We start from the raw sequence: 15,326 nt of genomic DNA, 5'->3' as shown, positions 1-15,326 counted from the left end.
TAAGGTGAGCCGGTTCATAGACGACCGTCGACAGCGTCGCGCGGCAGTACGTATTTCACGTCGTAGACGATCGACGACGGTTTGCCGAAGCGGCGCACACCCTCGGCACCCATCGCGACGAATTGCCGGTGACCGACCGCGACGATGACGGCGTCATAGCCGCCCGAGGCCGGTTCGGCGACCGGCGTGATGGCATATTCGTGTTCGGCCTCGGCGGCACTCACCCAGGGATCGTGGATATCGACCGCGGCGTTATAGGCGCGCAGTGCATGCACGATATCGACCACGCGGGTATTGCGCAGGTCCGGGCAGTTCTCCTTGAACGCCAGGCCCAGGATCAGGATGCGTGCCTGCACCGGGTTGATGCCCTTGCGTACCATCAGGCGTATCACTTCGCTGGCGATGTACGGGCCCATGCCGTCATTGGTGCGACGGCCGGCCAGGATTACATCCGGGTGGTGCCCGACCTCCTGCGCCTTGTGCGTGAGGTAGTACGGGTCCACGCCGATGCAATGGCCGCCGACCAGCCCGGGTCGGAACGGCAGGAAATTCCATTTCGTTCCCGCCGCCTGCAATACGTCGAGCGTGTCGATGCCGAGCTTGTTGAACAGGATGGCCAGGTCGTTGACCAGGGCGATATTGAGATCGCGCTGGGTGTTTTCGATCACCTTGGCCGCCTCGGCTACTTTCAGGCAACTGGCCTTGTGCGTTCCGGCAACAATGACCGAGCCATAGAGGCGGTCGACAAAATCGGCCGTCTCCGGCGTCGAGCCCGACGTGACCTTGAGAATGGTTGTCACCCGGTGTTGTTTGTCGCCGGGATTGATACGTTCGGGGCTATAGCCGGCAAAGAAGTCGCGGTTGTACACCAGTCCCGATACCCGTTCGAGGATCGGCACGCAGACCTCTTCGGTGCAACCCGGATAGACCGTGGATTCGTACACCACGATGTCGCCTGGCTTGAGCACCTTGCCCAGCGTTTCGCTGGCCCTGACCAACGGCGTCAGATCGGGGCGCTTGGCCAGGTCGATCGGGGTGGGCACGGTGACGATGTAGACAGTGCAGTCGCGGATATCGTCCAGCTCGGCGCTGAAGCGCAAATGGGGGATATCGGCGAGCTCCTCGGCATCGACTTCCAGCGTGCTGTCATGGCCGGCGCGCAATTGCTCGATACGCTTCTTGTTGATATCGAAACCGACCGTTTGGTAACGCTTGCCGAATTCCACCGCGAGCGGCAGGCCGACGTAGCCGAGGCCGACAATGGCAAGCTTGGTGTCTTCCAGTCGCCGCATACGATCATCCTTGTCGTTGGGTTTCGGATACAAGGCACAACGCAGGCGCCGCGGCGGCAAACGCAAAGCATCGGTCGCCCGTGGCACCTGAGGGCGGGGCAAGCAAGCAGGCCATCGTATTTCCCCCGTGTTCGGCCAGGGCGACGTTAACAGGGTGCGCTCGCGTTTCCCCTATCACGGACGACTGTAGGTCGAACGGCCGATCGACTGGGCAACCTTCAAAAGCCCCTCCTATTCGTCATCCCGGCGAAGGCCGGGATCCACTCCTCAGTCCTCGCTCGTCAGACAACTTTTGGTAAGCGGCCACGTTGAGGAATGGATCCCGGCCTTCGCCGGGATGACGACAAAACCGAGGTATTCGAAGTCCCCAGCTATCGACTGGATGCCGGTTGGTACGAGGATTGTGCTTGGAGCGTTGCACTGACATATGCTATCCAGACCAGCGTCAACACCGACGCGATTTCCAGGGTTTCTCCATGCCGGATCCGATCGCCTATCCCATGCCTGAGTTACCCGAGATAGACGGCAGCGATCTGCACGAACGCGACGCTCAGCGGTTTCCCCGGCTCAACGACGACATGGCGCAGCGCATCGCAACGTATGGCAGCGAGGAAAACGTGCCTGCCGGCACGCTGCTGTTCGAGCAAGGCCAGCGCGTCGTCGATTTTTTCTTCGTGCTCGAAGGCAGCATCCAGATCTTCGACCTGGGCAGCGATGGCCAGCCACGCACAGTGGCGATGCATTCGGCGCACCAGTTCAGCGGCGAGCTGGATCACCTCAACCAGCGGCGCATTCTGGTCTCCGGCCTGGCGGTGGTCCCGACACGGCTTATTCGTATCAAGCGGCAAAACTTCGCGCGCCTGATCGCCGCCGAGACGGATATCGGCGAAATCATCATGCGCGCGTTTATCCTGCGGCGCGTTGGTTTGATCCGCATGGGCAGCGGCGGCGTGGTTGTCGTCGGGCCGGTGCATGGTGCCGATACGCTGCGGCTGCAGCGGTTCCTGATTCGAAACGGTTATCCGCACCGCCTGCTCGATACCGAGTCCGAGAGCGGTGCGACCGAATGGATGCGCAGCTTCGAGTTGACGCCGGACGTGCTTCCGGTGGTCATTACGCCGGATCACAAACTGCTGAAGAATCCATCGACTGCGGAACTGGCGGACAACCTGGGTCTGACCGAAACCATCGAACCCGATCATGTGCATGACGTCGCCGTCGTCGGTGCCGGCCCATCGGGTCTGGCAGCCGCGGTCTACGCGGCCTCGGAAGGTCTCAATACGATCGTGATCGAAGGCATGGCACCCGGCGGCCAGGCCGGCACCTCTTCGAAGATCGAAAACTATCTGGGTTTTCCCACCGGCATTTCAGGCCAGGCATTAGCCGGTCGAGCGCAAGTACAAGCGCAGAAATTTGGTGCCCGTCTGGCCATATCGCGTCATGTCGTCGGTATCGATTGCTCGGCGCGGCCTTATCGGCTGCACCTGGAAGACGGCCAGGCGATTCAGGCGCGCGCCATCATCGTCGCCACCGGTGCGCGTTATCGCAAGCTCGACGTGCCCGATTACGATCGATACGAAGGGCAGGGCATTCATTACGCCGCCACACCCATGGAAGGGCAGCTGTGCACCGACGAGGAAGTCATCGTGGTCGGCGGCGGCAACTCGGCCGGCCAGGCTGCGATGTTTCTCTCCCGCATCGCAGCCCATGTGCATATCCTCGTGCGCAGTACCGGGCTGGCCGCAACCATGTCCGACTATCTCGTACAGCGCATCCGTCAATCCACACGAATCAGCCTGCACACCGAAACGGACATCGTCGCCTTCGACGGCAACGACCGGCTGCGTGGCGTCAGCTGGAAACATCGCCCCAGCGGGAAGCTGGTCACTCGGCCCGTCGCGAATGTTTTTGTGATGGTTGGTGCGGAGCCGAACACAGACTGGCTCGGCGGATGCCTGCAATTGGATGCCAAGGGTTTCATTTGCACCGGCGTCGATGCCAATGGTCCGACTGCTACATCGCTGTACGCGACATCCAAGGCAGGTATTTTCGCAGTCGGTGATGTACGTGCCGGTTCGGTCAAGCGTGTTGCGGCTGGCGTGGGTGAAGGCGCTGCGGTGATTCAGGCGGTGCACAAATCGCTTGATCCTGAGTCGCTTTGACACGAATAACGCCCTGGTTTTTGTAGGAGCGACTTCAGGGCAACTCAAAATAACTGCAGTTTTCCATATCGTCATCCCGGCGCAGGCCGGGATCCAGTGACTTTGCGATCGGTTGTCGCCAGAACGTTCAAGCATTTGCTCTATCGCGAAGGCCGAAAACCGACGCCACTGGATCCCGGCCTGCGCCGGGATGACGAGTAGGAAGGGTTTTTAGAGGTGCCCTGAAGTCACTCCTACAAAAAACTGGCAAGCTTTTCGAAGCATTCATTGAACCCTGGTGACACGATGGCAAGGATCTATCAAACGCAGACCATGGGCGAAGCGCGAGTCAAGGTGGCCATCGTCACTGATCGCGGACAGGCCGATCTGTGGGTGAACCGTGTAAGCAGTTGGGGCCTGGCATCGGGTGACGCACTCTGGTTCATGGTGCCCGATCGTGGCGATGCGACCGCTACGGTGTTTTTCACTAGCATCGGTTTCGCCCAGATCAAGGTGTGCTTTGTCGAGACGCGCGGCGAAGCCGGCTGGCGCGATCCGGCGCTCGCACGCAAGGGGCTGTTTTCAGGTCGCTGACTTGGCGGGTGGCGGCAGGCGGATCACCGGGGTGCTCGGTAGCTTGAGCATGGCCTGTACGCGTACGGCGGCATTCTCTGCTTCCACTTGGGTGGCAAACCGCCCGGCGGCCAGTACCGTCCAGGGCGCCTTGTCGGCGTCGACGACCTGCAAGTGGGTCAGTGGCAAGCCGATGGCCTGCGCATGTTGTTCGGCTTCGGTGGCTTCATCGTCGGTGACGAATTGCCCCAATTGCAGCGCGTAGGCCGGTTGTCCGGCGGCCGGTGCTGCAGCGCCCACCTCGGTAGTCACCAGCAGGGAATCGATCTTCAGTGGCGCTGCTGCAGTTGCAGCAATGGAGGCATGGCTTGCCGGTGGCGCCTTGGCGGCGGGACCGGGTGGGGCAGTTGTGGGCTTAATCGATAACAGCTTGTTGCCGAAGGCCGTTACCGGTGCTCGCCAATTATCGGGCGCCATCATGCCGCCGGTAAATGCCAGCGCCCCGAACAGCAAAACCAGCAGGGTAAATCCGAACTTGGCGAACATAATTTGACGTCCCGCAAAGAAAACGAGTGTCGGCGTCATAATCATGACACCGAATAGCTCTTGCGCACATTTTCAAATGCTTATCTGCTTCGTATGAATTTACTTGGTCCTGGCATATTGCGATAACGATGCGGTGAACGCTACATTCGCCCCCCTGGGGGAAGCCAATGCCATAGATTCGGATATGCGGCAAATGGATGCCGTTGTCCGGTCGAGGCGAACACCCCCATTTTCAGGGGGTCGTCATGGTCGATATGTTGGAGTCCAACTTGCTTGGCTCCTCCCCACAATTTGCTCATGTAGTAGCGCAGATTCGCCGAATTGCAAAATTCGACGTCACGGTGCTTATCGGCGGAGAAACCGGTACCGGCAAAGAGCTGGGCGCAAGAGCAGTGCATTATCTCAGCGCTCGGGCGGCACAACCGTTTATTCCGGTCAATTGCGGCGCCCTGGCCGAATCGCTGGTGGAAAGCGAGTTATTCGGGCATGAGCGCGGGGCATTTACCGATGCGCGCCAGGCGGCGCCGGGTTTAATCAGCGAAGCCGAAGGCGGAACGCTATTCCTGGATGAAATCGACACCTTGTCGGCCAAGGCCCAGGCGGCACTTTTACGCTTTTTGCAGGACCGCACCTATCGCCGCGTCGGTGGCACCCAGACCCGGCAGACCAATGTGCGGCTGATTGCGGCAAGCAATGCCAACCTGGACGAACTGGTCAAGGCGCGGCAGTTTCGTCGCGACCTGCTGTACCGGCTCAAGGTGATGCCGCTGATCATGCCGCCGTTGCGCGAGCGTGGCAGCGATGTAGTCGAACTGGCCAGGATATTTCTCGATCGCCTCAACCGCGAGTATCAGGGCCAGACCGCGCCCAAGCGCTTCCATCCCGAGCTGTCCGCGGCCCTTACGCGCTATAGCTGGCCCGGTAATATCCGCGAGCTGGAGCATTTCATCCAGCGCGAATACCTGATGTGCGAAGGCGAGGTGATTCATGCGGCACTGCCGCAGGACGGTCAGATGCCCAACGCCTCGATCGATCGATACAACGCAGCCTTCAAACAGGCAAAAGCCCGGGTGATCGCCGATTTCGAGCGCAGCTATGTCACCTCGGCCATGGCCCGTGCGCGGGGCAATATTTCCCATGCCGCCCGCATCGCGGGACAGGATCGCAGCGCTTTCAGCAAACTGGTAAGTAAATACAGGGTCGCTTCTACCGCCGAGCAGGAGCAAGATTCGGCGGAATGAAGCATCGAAGCGAGCCATTGCCGTGAACGGCTACTCCGTGCGTGACGTCGCCGACGCCATTGCGCGCTTCCTGGCTGCGCAACCCGCCTGTGCCGATACGATCGAAGGCATACAGCAATGGTGGCTGCGGCCATCGGGTATCGACGCGCCTCGCGATGTCATTGCCAGTGCGCTCGAGCTGCTGGAAATGGAGCAGCACATCGAACGCCGCCGGATAGGTACGCGCGAAATCTGGCGCCTGCGGCGCAACCCTTAGCCGATAGTCCGGCCTGCTTTTTTTTCAATCATCGTTCCGGCATGGCTGGAAGCATGCGTGCGTCTTTTGCGTGTGCTGCGTTGTTTTCTACACAGCGTGAAAAAATCCACACAGTGCGATTGAAGCAGGCGGTGTCGCGATCATCCGATGCATCGTCAATCATTTATGCGATGCATCTCGATGCCATGCCACGGTTGTCGCCGTGAGAAAAAATACACGGTGCGCCATGCGCCGATGCGATGAAAAACAGGGAAATCGTTGCAGCTGCCGCGTTTTTGCCGGTTGGCACGACTCTTGATTCTGCTGCTTCGTAACGCGAGCGGCAGCGTTCGAATTGCAGAATCTTGCAGCCGCCTACTTAACGAGGCCCGTTCATGACTGTCGAGAGCATTCAACAAAAGCTATTGCGTGTGCGGCCGCCGCGCGTACGCATTACCTACGACGTCGAGACCGGCGGTTCGAGCGAAAAGGTAGAGCTGGCATTTATCGTCGGCATGTTCGCCAACCTGTCCGGCGAGCTCAGTGCGAGCGAGTTGCCCGCCCTAAAAGATCGGCGCATGCGCGATATCGATGCAGAATCGTTCGACAAGATCCTGGCGGACAGTACGCCGATGATCAACTTGAACGGTATCCCCGATACGATTACCGGCGGCAGAAACCTTACCGGGACGTTGGGTTTCTCCTGCCTGGCCGACTTCGAGCCCCTGGCGGTAGTCAATGCCGTGCCCAGCTTGAAGCAGCGCTACGACGCGCGGGCAGACTTGCGCGCCCTGCAGTCGATGGCCGAATGCAATGACGCATTGGCCGCAGCGCTGGATCGCTCCACGCTCGACGCGGATGCGATGGGTGCACTGAAAACCAAGTTTTCGACGACAGCACCTGGCGACTGGGTCAATGTCGCCATCAGCCCGGTCGATCCGCTGCCGGCATCGCCCACGGGCGCCGATGTGCCCACCATCCTGGTAAGCCTGCTCGCGGCACAGATGGCAGGCAACGCACAGGCCGCCACTGCGGCCAAGCAGGCGGCGGATGCTGCGGCTACCGCGGCAGATAACGCCAAGACAGCCGCGGCAACAGCCGCCACGGCCAGGGACAACGCGCAGAAAGCCGCGACGGATGCCGCAGCGGCGCTGGCCAAAGCCAAGGACGCTGCCGCCAAGGCGAAAACCGACCAGGATATTGCCGCGGCCAATACCGCCCTGGTTGCGGCGCAAAAAACCAAGGACGATGCCGATGCCGCCGCGCTCACCACGCAGGCACAGGCTTCGGCGGCCGACGAGCTCAATACCCGTCAGGCGCAGCTTGCCACCGATCGCCAGCAGGCTTTCCTGTCGATCGATCCGCTGTCCAAGGCGCGCCGGCTGAGCGGCCGCTTTGCCAACGAGATCATCGTGCCGATGGGCAACAAGGAACTGACCCAGGTGGCATTGGGCTCCAGTGGCCTGATCGACGAACGCGCACTCGCGATCGATACCCAGATCGGCTTTCAGCTCGATGCCATCCTGCATGCCCGCGCGTTCCAGGAGCTCGAGGCGACCTGGCGCGGCCTGTTCTATGTGGTGTCGCGCACCGAAAGCGGCCGGCTGTTGAAACTGCGTGTGTTCAATGCCGGCATGGACGAGCTGCGCAAGGAACTGGAGAAGGCGGCGGATTTCGATCAGAGCTGCATCTTCAAGATGATCTACGAGGCCGAATTCGGCACCTACGGCGGCTCGCCGTACAGCCTGCTGCTGGGTGGTTATGAATTCGATCACTCGCCCAACCATATGTCCTTGCTCAACAACCTGACCAAGGTGGCCGCATCCGCGCATGCACCGTTTATCGCGGCGGCGGCGCCGGGCCTGTTCGGTCTGGACAGTTTCGACAAGCTGGCCAAGCCGCGCGATCTGGGGCAGTTGTTCGAGTCGCCCGAAATGGCGCAGTGGGTGGAGTTTCGCAATAGCGAGGATTCGCGCTATGTCGCGCTGGCGTTGCCGCATATCCTGCTGCGCCTGCCGTACGGCAAGGACTCGCGACCGGCCGAAGGCCTGCGTTACGAAGAAACCGTCAACGGCGAGCAGGGGCCCGATCACAATGCGTTCCTGTGGGGCAATGCGGCGTATGCGCTGGCCGAGCGCATCACGCATTCGTTTGCCCTGTATCACTGGACAGCGGCGATTCGCGGCGTGGAAGGCGGTGGCTTGGTCGATGGCCTGCCGGTATTCACGTACCGCGACGATGCCGATCTGGTGAACATGATCTGCCCGACCGAAGTGTCGATCACCGATCGCCGCGAAAAAGAACTGAACGATCTCGGCTTTATCGCGCTGTGCAATTGCAAGGGCACCGGTCAGGCGGCGTTCTTCGGCGGCCAGACCACCAACTTGCCGCGCCAGTACATCAGCGACGAGGCCAATGCGAACGCCAAGTTGTCGGCGATGCTGCCGTACATCCTGGCCGCCTCGCGCTTTGCGCATTACATCAAGGTGATCATGCGCAAGAAGATCGGCGCCTTCCTCACCCGCGGCAATATCGAGGCCTACCTCAATACCTGGATCGCACAATACGTCCTGCTGGATGACAACGCCTCGCAAGAGGTGAAGGCCAGCTATCCGTTGCGCGCCGCGCAGATCAATGTGACCGACGTACCCGGATCGCCCGGTTCGTATAAAGCGACCGTGTTCATCAAGCCGCACTTCCAGTTGGAAGAACTGACCACTTCGATTCGCCTGGTGGCGGATCTGCCTGCGGGCTGATGCGCTCGACGCGCAGCCCATAGATCACACCCAGGAGCGAACATGGACCTGATTCTCTTGCAACCCGGCGATTCATCGATTTTCGGCGGACCCAACGGCTGGAAAGGCGGCGGCAGCCTGATCGACGACGTATGGCGCGACGAAGTGCTCAAGCTCGGCCAGTGCCTTGAGCTGGTCTCCGTGCATCAGGGCATGAAGCAGCAGATTACGACCGATGTCAGCAACTCGGCGCGTACGTCCGGCCGCCCGATCATCACCGAATTCACCTGCGTAAAGTACGTGGACAAGACCTCGGTGAAGTTCTACGAGTACTGCCTGCGCGCGCAGCCGCTGGGCAAGGGCGACAAGAATCCGACCAAGATCTATATCGCACGCAACTCCGGCGAAAAGACCGCCAATATTCTCACCATCGAATTGCGCGACGCGATCATCAGCGAAATCCAGTTCCAGTCCAATCCGGACGATATGCCCACCGAGCAGTTCAAGCTCAACTTCACTGAAGTGCTGTGGACCTACACCGTGCAGGAAGCCGATATGAACACCTCCGGCAACCTCGCGTCCGGCTGGAGTATTGCGCGCAATCGTCCGATCGGACAGTTCACCAGCTGATCGCAACAAGCCAAGGCGGCTCCGATGGGGAGGGCGTGACGTGCAGTTCTTGATGGAGCGGCTGGTCAATCGAACGGAAACCAGCATGGGACTGGCGCCGCCGTTCGATCTCGCCTCGGCAGTGGCAGCGCAGATACAGCGCATCGTGGAGTGCCGGCCCTATGTCGGCCCACGTGGTGCGCGTATCTGCGATTTCGGCATGCCGCCCATTGTCGACACCAGCATCGGCATGTCCGATCACGAGCGCTACGGCGCACGCCTGCTCGACGCCATCGCACGCTACGAACCGCGCCTGCACACGCCGCGATTGGAATGGCTGTCGACCGGCAAGGCATTGCGCCCCTATGCGCTGGTTGTTCATGGCGGTCTGGTGCAAGACGAGGAGCCGATCGTGTTCCGCTTCGAGCTGCCTTGTCCGGACGACCTGGCATGAACGCCGACTCGCCGCGCCTGAAAATCTGGTTCGAACAGGAGCTGACATCGCTGCGAAACGAGGCCGTCGACTTTGGCGGGTCGTATCCGGCGATCGCCAAGGCGCTGGAACTCAGCGGCGGGCGCAGCAGCGATCCGCACGTGGAAATGCTGATGCAGTCGTTCGCCTGGTTGGCCGGGCGTTTGCGCTATCAGCTGGAGACCGATCAGGCGGTGCTGCCCAATGCGCTGCTGGGTTTGCTGTATCCGCATCTTGAAGCACCGTTGCCGTCGATGATGATCGGTGAAGTCGAGGTGCGCCCGGATGGCGCCAACTTCGCGCATGGGGCGACCTTGGAACGCGGTCGTTACGTGTACGCGCTCGCCAGCAACGACCTGGGCCAGCAGGTGCGGTGCAGGTTCCGTACCTGCTATGCCACCCCTCTGTGGCCGCTGAAAGTGACGCATCTCGATGTGATGGCGGCGAACGCCTATCCGCTGGATCCGTCCGACACCCGTACCGCATCGATCGTGCGCGCCACCGTGACCCGGCTGGGCAAGGAGCCGATCCATGCGATGAAGATGCCGATGCTGCGGTTCTGCATCAACGCGGAGAACAAGCAGGCCTATTCGCTCTACGACGCGCTCGCGCTGCACCTGGTGCGCATGGCGGTGCGCATCCCCGATACGGGCGAGCTGCGTTATCTGGACGCGGATCAGCTGCAATGGTGCGGCTTCGGCCAGGACGAGGCGGTGCTGGGCACCAATCCCTTGACGCACCCTGGCTATCGTTTGCTGCAGGAGTATTTTGCGTTTCCGCAGAAGTTTCTGTTCTTCGAGGTGGCCGGGCTCGACCTGACCGGCCTGGACACGCAGTTCGAACTGCTGTTCCTGCTGGATGTGCCGCCGTCCAAGGAAAATGCCTACGATCATCACTTGCTGCGGCTCAACTGTCTGCCCTTGATCAATCTGTTCCCGCAGCGCATCGAGCCGTTCGCGCTGGATCAGCGCCACTACGAGTATCGCCTGATCGGCGACGAGCAGAACCATCGTTATTGCGAGATCTACAGCCTCGAACAGCTGGTGTCGATTCGACCGGATCGCAGCCCCCGTCCGATCGCGCCGTATTTTTCGCTGGACGATCTGCAGCAGATGGACAAGCTGGATTACTTCTATGCCACCCGGCGCGAGGTCAATCAGACCGGTGCGGTGCACGGCACGGAAACCTATGTGTCCTTCCTCGATCCGGAATTCAACGTGCAACAGCCGGCCGAGGAAATGATCGGCGGCACCGCGTTGTGCACCAATCGCCGCCTGCCGTCGCAACTCCTGGTAGGCAGCGTGCTGTACCTGGAGGGTGCCGGCCCGGTCACCTCGCTCAAGGTCGCCAGCAAGCCCACACCCAATCAGCCACCCCAGATGGTCGGCGAACGTCCCTGGGCGTTGGCGTCGCAGCTTTGCCTGAATCATCTGTCGCTGGTCGACGGGCATCGTGGTCCGCCGGTGCTCAAGAACATGCTGCGTCTGCATGTGGGGCCGGCCAGTCTCACCGGTTACCGGCAGATCGACGGGCTGCGTGCGCTCAGCAGCCGGCGCATTCAAAAGCGCATGCCGCGACGTGAAGTGTGGCGTGGGTTTGTCGATTGCCTGCAAGTGCGGGCGCAAGTGGATCTTGGGCATTTCGAAGGTGGCAGCGCGGTGTTGTTCGGCAGCGTGCTGCATCACTTCCTGGCGCTTTATGCGGAGGTCAATACCGTCGTCGAACTGATACTCGAATCTTCCGACCGCCGAGGAGAGCTCAAGTCATGGCAACCCCTGACTGGCGCACAGGTGAACCTCTAGACAACCGGCTGCGTACGCGTCCGGCCAGTTTCGACTTCTTCCAGTGGGTGCGCCTGCAATCGTGGCCAGCGCTCACGGATGCGGCCGGGCGTCGGCGCGGTGCACGCCAGGTATCCGCACAGCTGCGTTTCCGCAGCGAGATGTCGTCGGTATTTCCGGGCAGCGAGATCTCCGGCGGACGGCTGCGGATGGAGCGACGCCGTGCGGCCACCGACCATCGCACCGAACTGTTCGTGTCGAACTTCGTGTTGTCAGGCGTGCTGGGACCGCTACCGGACAGCTTTGCCGAATGGATAAGGCAGCGCCTGGCCGAGCGCGATCCGGCGATGGCCGAGTTCCTGGATATCTTCAACCATCGCCTGAGCACGCTGCGTTATGAGTTGAAGGCCGCCAGTGTGCCGGCCTTTGACGCGTCGCGCCCCGAGTACACGGGTTATGCCGATGCGGTAGGGGCGCTGATGGGATTGACCGCCTTCGAAGGGGAAGGCGCGGCGATCCTCGCGCGTCGCATACCGATTCCGAAGCGTGCGTTGCTGGCATTGGCCGGCCTGGTCGGCAATGGTCGCAAGAGCGCGGTGCAGGCGCAGATCGTGCTCGGCATTTATCTGCAGGCAGAGGTACGGGTCGAAGAGTGGCTGGGCGCGTGGCGCGATATCGAGCCGCGGGATCAAACACGATTAGGCCAGCGTACCCTCAAGGACACCGCGCCGCTTGGTCAGCGCGTATGGGTCAATCATGCCGCGGTGGGGCTGCACATCGGGCCGGTATCGTATGCCCGCCTGTGCGTGTTGCTGGACGACCGCGCGCATCTTGACGATGGCGCCCGCGAGAACGGCTTCGGTCATGGCTATCGTGGCCTCGCGGCGATGGTGCACTACCTGTTCGACCGGCATGTGGACGTCGTCGTCGACATCACGGTGCAGGACGATGACGTTCCTGCGGCATGGCTGGGTCGACCGCGTCGTCTGGCCGGCTTTGGCGGTAGCCATGGTCTGCGGCTGGGACAGACCGCCTGGCTCGATGGAAAACAGGCGCAGGCGCGCCATGTGCGTTTCACCATCCGCGCCGACGCCATGCAGGAGGTCGCATGAGCGCCTTGCCGACCGACAGTGTTGGTCGTACCGCGATCAAGCCGATCGGGCAAGCGGGCAATGCCGACTCGCCGTTGCTCTACCTGCACTGCGCCGTGGCGCTTGCCGGCAATCAGTGGCTGGGCGATGAAACGTTTCGGCTGGTGTCGTTCGAAGGGCAGGAGACGATCTCCGAACCTTTCGACTACCAGTTGCAGCTACGCGGCAACACCTCGCCACGGCAAGGGCGGTCGCTCAACTTCGACGCCATCATCGGGCGGCCGGTCACGGTGGGCTTGAATCTGCCCAATGACGGCGGCGCTCCGGATGCCTCGGCGCGGTTCGTGCAGGCACTGCGCAACGGTTCGGCACCCGACATGACCTTCTACAACGGGCTGGTCACCTCGTTCGCGATGGACGAGCCCGGCGTCTATCGCATCGGCATGAAGCCCGCGTTGTGGAAGATGACGCTCACCAACCGGTATTGCGTGCATGCGCAGATGAATGTGCACGATGTCATCGCCAAACTGATGCGCCTGCATTATCTGGATTACTCGCTGGACGCGGTATCCGGCGAAGACAATATCGCCATTGCGCGCGTGCAGGACTGGCTGCAGGCCGGCGAGAGCGATTTCGAATTCCTGCGCCGCATGATGTCCAAGGCGCACATCTATTACTACTTCAAGCACACAGGCAACAGCCATACCGTGGTGTTCGCCAATCGACCCGCCTATCCCAAGGCGTTCGGCGACCGGCCCTTGCGCTACACGCACACCTCGCTCGACGAGTTGGGTATGCAGCAGAACGATGTGGTGTTCCAGTACAGCTACCAGCAGTCATTGACCAGCAGCGGCGTCAACGGGCGGTTCGCGCATCAGGAAAATGCCGCCGACCAGGATCCGGTGCCGACCTTTCAGACCTTCGCTTCGTATACCCCCGCCGATACGGGCGAACTGCCGTTCAATCAATATCGCAGCTACCAGTACGGCATGAGCAGTTCGACCGTGCGCGAGTATGTGCGCACGACTGCTTCGAGCATGGCCGGTTCCGCGCGGCAGCTCTCCGGCGGCAGCACCTGCTCGGGATTTCGCGTCGGTTACCAGTTCACGCTCAATGGCGAGGTGGCGCAGGGCATGCATCCTTCGCCGGTGCGGCCGTCGCTCGAAGGCAAGGCCTTTGTGTTGAACAAGGTGCAGCACAAGGCCAGCGCCGACGGTGGCTATACCAACAGTTTCGAGTCCACCGATGCGGCCGCGATGCTTACGCCATTCTCGGTGGCCGATACCCAGCAGGGCGCGATTCTTGCCAAAGTCGTCGACGTCGCAGGGCAGGGCCCAACGGACTGGCGCTTTTACGAACCAAGCAATTTCGATCCGGAGCTGAGTCGCCTGCGCGATACGCAGGCGGCGCCGCCCAACCTGATGGCCAAGGGCGTGTATGTGCAGTTTTCCAGCCCGGGTGCCACCAGCGCGCCGGTCTGGATCAAGCTGTCGGCGAGCATGCAGACGGTGCCCGAGATCGGCGTGACCGTGCTGGTGGCGCGCGCCAATGACGAGTCCGAGCTGCCTGAAGTGCAGAACATCGTGCAGGCAAACGGCAGCCTGGTGGTGACACCGTCGGGCTGGACCGCCAATACGCATGTGGGCAGCAATTACTCGACCAGCTACGGCGATGGGCAGAGCATCCGCTTTGGCCGTACCTCCGCCTACGATCTGGACCGCGCTGTCGGTATCGTCAACTCGACCTACGAAAGCGGCCAGTATCGGGATACCAGTTACTCGCAAGGCGCCAGTTACAGCTATTCCACCTCCGAAAACGGTGCCAACGGCCTGCTCAGCCGCTCCGATTCGTTCGGCAGCACTTACAGCACGCAGGAAGCCAAGGAGGTGTGGAGCAAGAGCACGCTGGGCGGAACGACCAGTTATTCCACGGTCAATGGCGACACCTATGGCGAAGACGTCGTCACCGGTACGGCCACGCGTCTGTCGACGCAGAACATCGTGGTCGGCCATTCGACCACCAATCAGCAAAGCAACGTCAACACGATCGGCATGAACAGCTCGATCGATACGATCGGTATGACGACCTCGGTGTCGTCGACCGGCTTGAGCATGGGTACAGCCACGACGGGCCTGGCCGCGCAAATCGCCTTGACCGGTGCGCGCACCGATACCTCGATCACCGGCATGAGCGACAGCACATCGGTCACCGGTATCGCGCAGTCGATCTCCGCCACCGGCAGCAGCGAGATGACATCGGCGACCGGCAGCAGTATCCAGACCAATCTCACGGGCTTGAGTACCGGCATGTCGATCACCGGGGTGTCGTCGCAGATGAACATTACCGGCAGCAGCAACGACCTGAGTGTCGTCGGCAGCAGCGCCCGGCTGAGCGTGACCGGCAGCAACAGCAGTATTTCGGTTACCGGCGATACCACCGATGTCAGCGTGACCGGCAGCGAGACGCGCGTGGGTATCCATGGCTCATCGACCGCGGTGGACATTACCGGCGTGGGTGCGTCGCTGACGATCGCGGGCGCCCGCCTGTCGATGGAAATCGTTGGCCTGAGTGTCTCGATTCCGACCATCTATATCTACGTATGAGGCGCGC

The 15,326-nt window shown here is 61.4% G+C and carries 12 protein-coding genes; 10 read left to right on the top strand and 2 right to left on the bottom strand.

Going from position 1 to position 15,326, the window contains the following annotated elements; genetic code table 11:
* Positions 1-14: 14 nt before the first annotated feature.
* Positions 15-1,292 carry a Vi polysaccharide biosynthesis UDP-N-acetylglucosamine C-6 dehydrogenase TviB gene (gene tviB, locus ACZ6WW_RS14755; protein WP_465274878.1) on the bottom strand — a complete coding sequence of 426 codons (1,278 nt, stop codon included), beginning with the start codon at positions 1,290-1,292 and terminating at the stop codon, positions 15-17.
* 476 nt (positions 1,293-1,768) lie between these two features.
* Between tviB and ACZ6WW_RS14750 the strand changes: the two genes are divergently transcribed.
* Together ACZ6WW_RS14750 and ACZ6WW_RS14745 are read left to right on the top strand one after the other, a co-directional pair.
* Positions 1,769-3,454: an FAD-dependent oxidoreductase gene (locus tag ACZ6WW_RS14750; RefSeq protein WP_465274877.1), complete on the top strand. Its 1,686-nt coding sequence runs from the start codon at positions 1,769-1,771 to the stop codon at positions 3,452-3,454.
* A gap of 285 nt (positions 3,455-3,739) precedes the next feature.
* Positions 3,740-4,027, top strand: a complete 288-nt coding sequence (locus ACZ6WW_RS14745; RefSeq protein WP_465274876.1) for a 7(1) septoil knot domain-containing protein — start codon at positions 3,740-3,742, stop codon at positions 4,025-4,027.
* Here ACZ6WW_RS14745 and ACZ6WW_RS14740 read toward each other — a convergent pair.
* On the bottom strand, positions 4,016-4,552 hold the full coding sequence (locus ACZ6WW_RS14740; protein ID WP_465274875.1) for an SPOR domain-containing protein: 537 nt from the start codon (positions 4,550-4,552) through the stop codon (positions 4,016-4,018). The genes ACZ6WW_RS14745 and ACZ6WW_RS14740 overlap by 12 nt on opposite strands.
* A gap of 245 nt (positions 4,553-4,797) precedes the next feature.
* Here ACZ6WW_RS14740 and ACZ6WW_RS14735 point away from each other — a divergent pair, with 245 nt between their 5' ends.
* The 8 genes from ACZ6WW_RS14735 (at position 4,798) to ACZ6WW_RS14700 (ending at position 15,319) form a co-directional block, all read left to right on the top strand.
* Positions 4,798-5,793 carry a sigma-54 interaction domain-containing protein gene (locus ACZ6WW_RS14735; RefSeq protein ID WP_465274874.1) on the top strand — a complete coding sequence of 332 codons (996 nt, stop codon included), beginning with the start codon at positions 4,798-4,800 and terminating at the stop codon, positions 5,791-5,793.
* 22 nt (positions 5,794-5,815) lie between these two features.
* Positions 5,816-6,049, top strand: coding sequence for a hypothetical protein (locus ACZ6WW_RS14730; protein WP_465274873.1), 234 nt, complete (start codon positions 5,816-5,818; stop codon positions 6,047-6,049).
* A gap of 374 nt (positions 6,050-6,423) precedes the next feature.
* Positions 6,424-8,784: a type VI secretion system contractile sheath large subunit gene (gene tssC / locus ACZ6WW_RS14725; RefSeq protein WP_465274872.1), complete on the top strand. Its 2,361-nt coding sequence runs from the start codon at positions 6,424-6,426 to the stop codon at positions 8,782-8,784.
* 42 nt (positions 8,785-8,826) lie between these two features.
* Positions 8,827-9,393, top strand: a complete 567-nt coding sequence (locus ACZ6WW_RS14720) for an Hcp family type VI secretion system effector (protein ID WP_281848953.1) — start codon at positions 8,827-8,829, stop codon at positions 9,391-9,393.
* 40 nt (positions 9,394-9,433) lie between these two features.
* Positions 9,434-9,826 (top strand): hypothetical protein, encoded by a 393-nt coding sequence (locus ACZ6WW_RS14715; RefSeq protein WP_465274871.1) that lies wholly within the window; start codon positions 9,434-9,436, stop codon positions 9,824-9,826.
* Positions 9,823-11,646 carry a type VI secretion system baseplate subunit TssF gene (gene tssF, locus ACZ6WW_RS14710; RefSeq protein ID WP_465274870.1) on the top strand — a complete coding sequence of 608 codons (1,824 nt, stop codon included), beginning with the start codon at positions 9,823-9,825 and terminating at the stop codon, positions 11,644-11,646. Before ACZ6WW_RS14715 ends, tssF begins: the two co-directional genes overlap by 4 nt.
* Positions 11,610-12,737, top strand: coding sequence for a type VI secretion system baseplate subunit TssG (gene tssG, locus ACZ6WW_RS14705; RefSeq protein WP_465274869.1), 1,128 nt, complete (start codon positions 11,610-11,612; stop codon positions 12,735-12,737). The genes tssF and tssG overlap by 37 nt, the downstream gene beginning before the upstream one ends.
* On the top strand, positions 12,734-15,319 hold the full coding sequence (locus ACZ6WW_RS14700) for a contractile injection system protein, VgrG/Pvc8 family (protein WP_465274868.1): 2,586 nt from the start codon (positions 12,734-12,736) through the stop codon (positions 15,317-15,319). Before tssG ends, ACZ6WW_RS14700 begins: the two co-directional genes overlap by 4 nt.
* The last annotated feature ends 7 nt before the right edge of the window (positions 15,320-15,326 follow it).

The organism is Dyella sp. NPDC103356 (assembly GCF_055584465.1).
Note: the sequence above shows the minus strand (reverse complement) of the source record. Positions and strands in the feature narration are given on the sequence as shown.

What these genes read in the sequence shown, in the direction of transcription:
- ACZ6WW_RS14740 (WP_465274875.1), bottom strand. Translation starts at nt 4,552, where the DNA reads ATGTTCGCCAAGTTCGGATTTACCCTGCTGGTTTTGCTGTTCGGGGCG.
- ACZ6WW_RS14735 (WP_465274874.1), top strand. Translation starts at nt 4,798, where the DNA reads ATGGTCGATATGTTGGAGTCCAACTTGCTTGGCTCCTCCCCACAATTT.
- tviB (WP_465274878.1), bottom strand. Translation starts at nt 1,292, where the DNA reads ATGCGGCGACTGGAAGACACCAAGCTTGCCATTGTCGGCCTCGGCTAC.
- ACZ6WW_RS14750 (WP_465274877.1), top strand. Translation starts at nt 1,769, where the DNA reads ATGCCGGATCCGATCGCCTATCCCATGCCTGAGTTACCCGAGATAGAC.
- tssF (WP_465274870.1), top strand. Translation starts at nt 9,823, where the DNA reads ATGAACGCCGACTCGCCGCGCCTGAAAATCTGGTTCGAACAGGAGCTG.
- tssG (WP_465274869.1), top strand. Translation starts at nt 11,610, where the DNA reads ATGGCAACCCCTGACTGGCGCACAGGTGAACCTCTAGACAACCGGCTG.
- ACZ6WW_RS14745 (WP_465274876.1), top strand. Translation starts at nt 3,740, where the DNA reads ATGGCAAGGATCTATCAAACGCAGACCATGGGCGAAGCGCGAGTCAAG.
- tssC (WP_465274872.1), top strand. Translation starts at nt 6,424, where the DNA reads ATGACTGTCGAGAGCATTCAACAAAAGCTATTGCGTGTGCGGCCGCCG.
- ACZ6WW_RS14700 (WP_465274868.1), top strand. Translation starts at nt 12,734, where the DNA reads ATGAGCGCCTTGCCGACCGACAGTGTTGGTCGTACCGCGATCAAGCCG.
- ACZ6WW_RS14720 (WP_281848953.1), top strand. Translation starts at nt 8,827, where the DNA reads ATGGACCTGATTCTCTTGCAACCCGGCGATTCATCGATTTTCGGCGGA.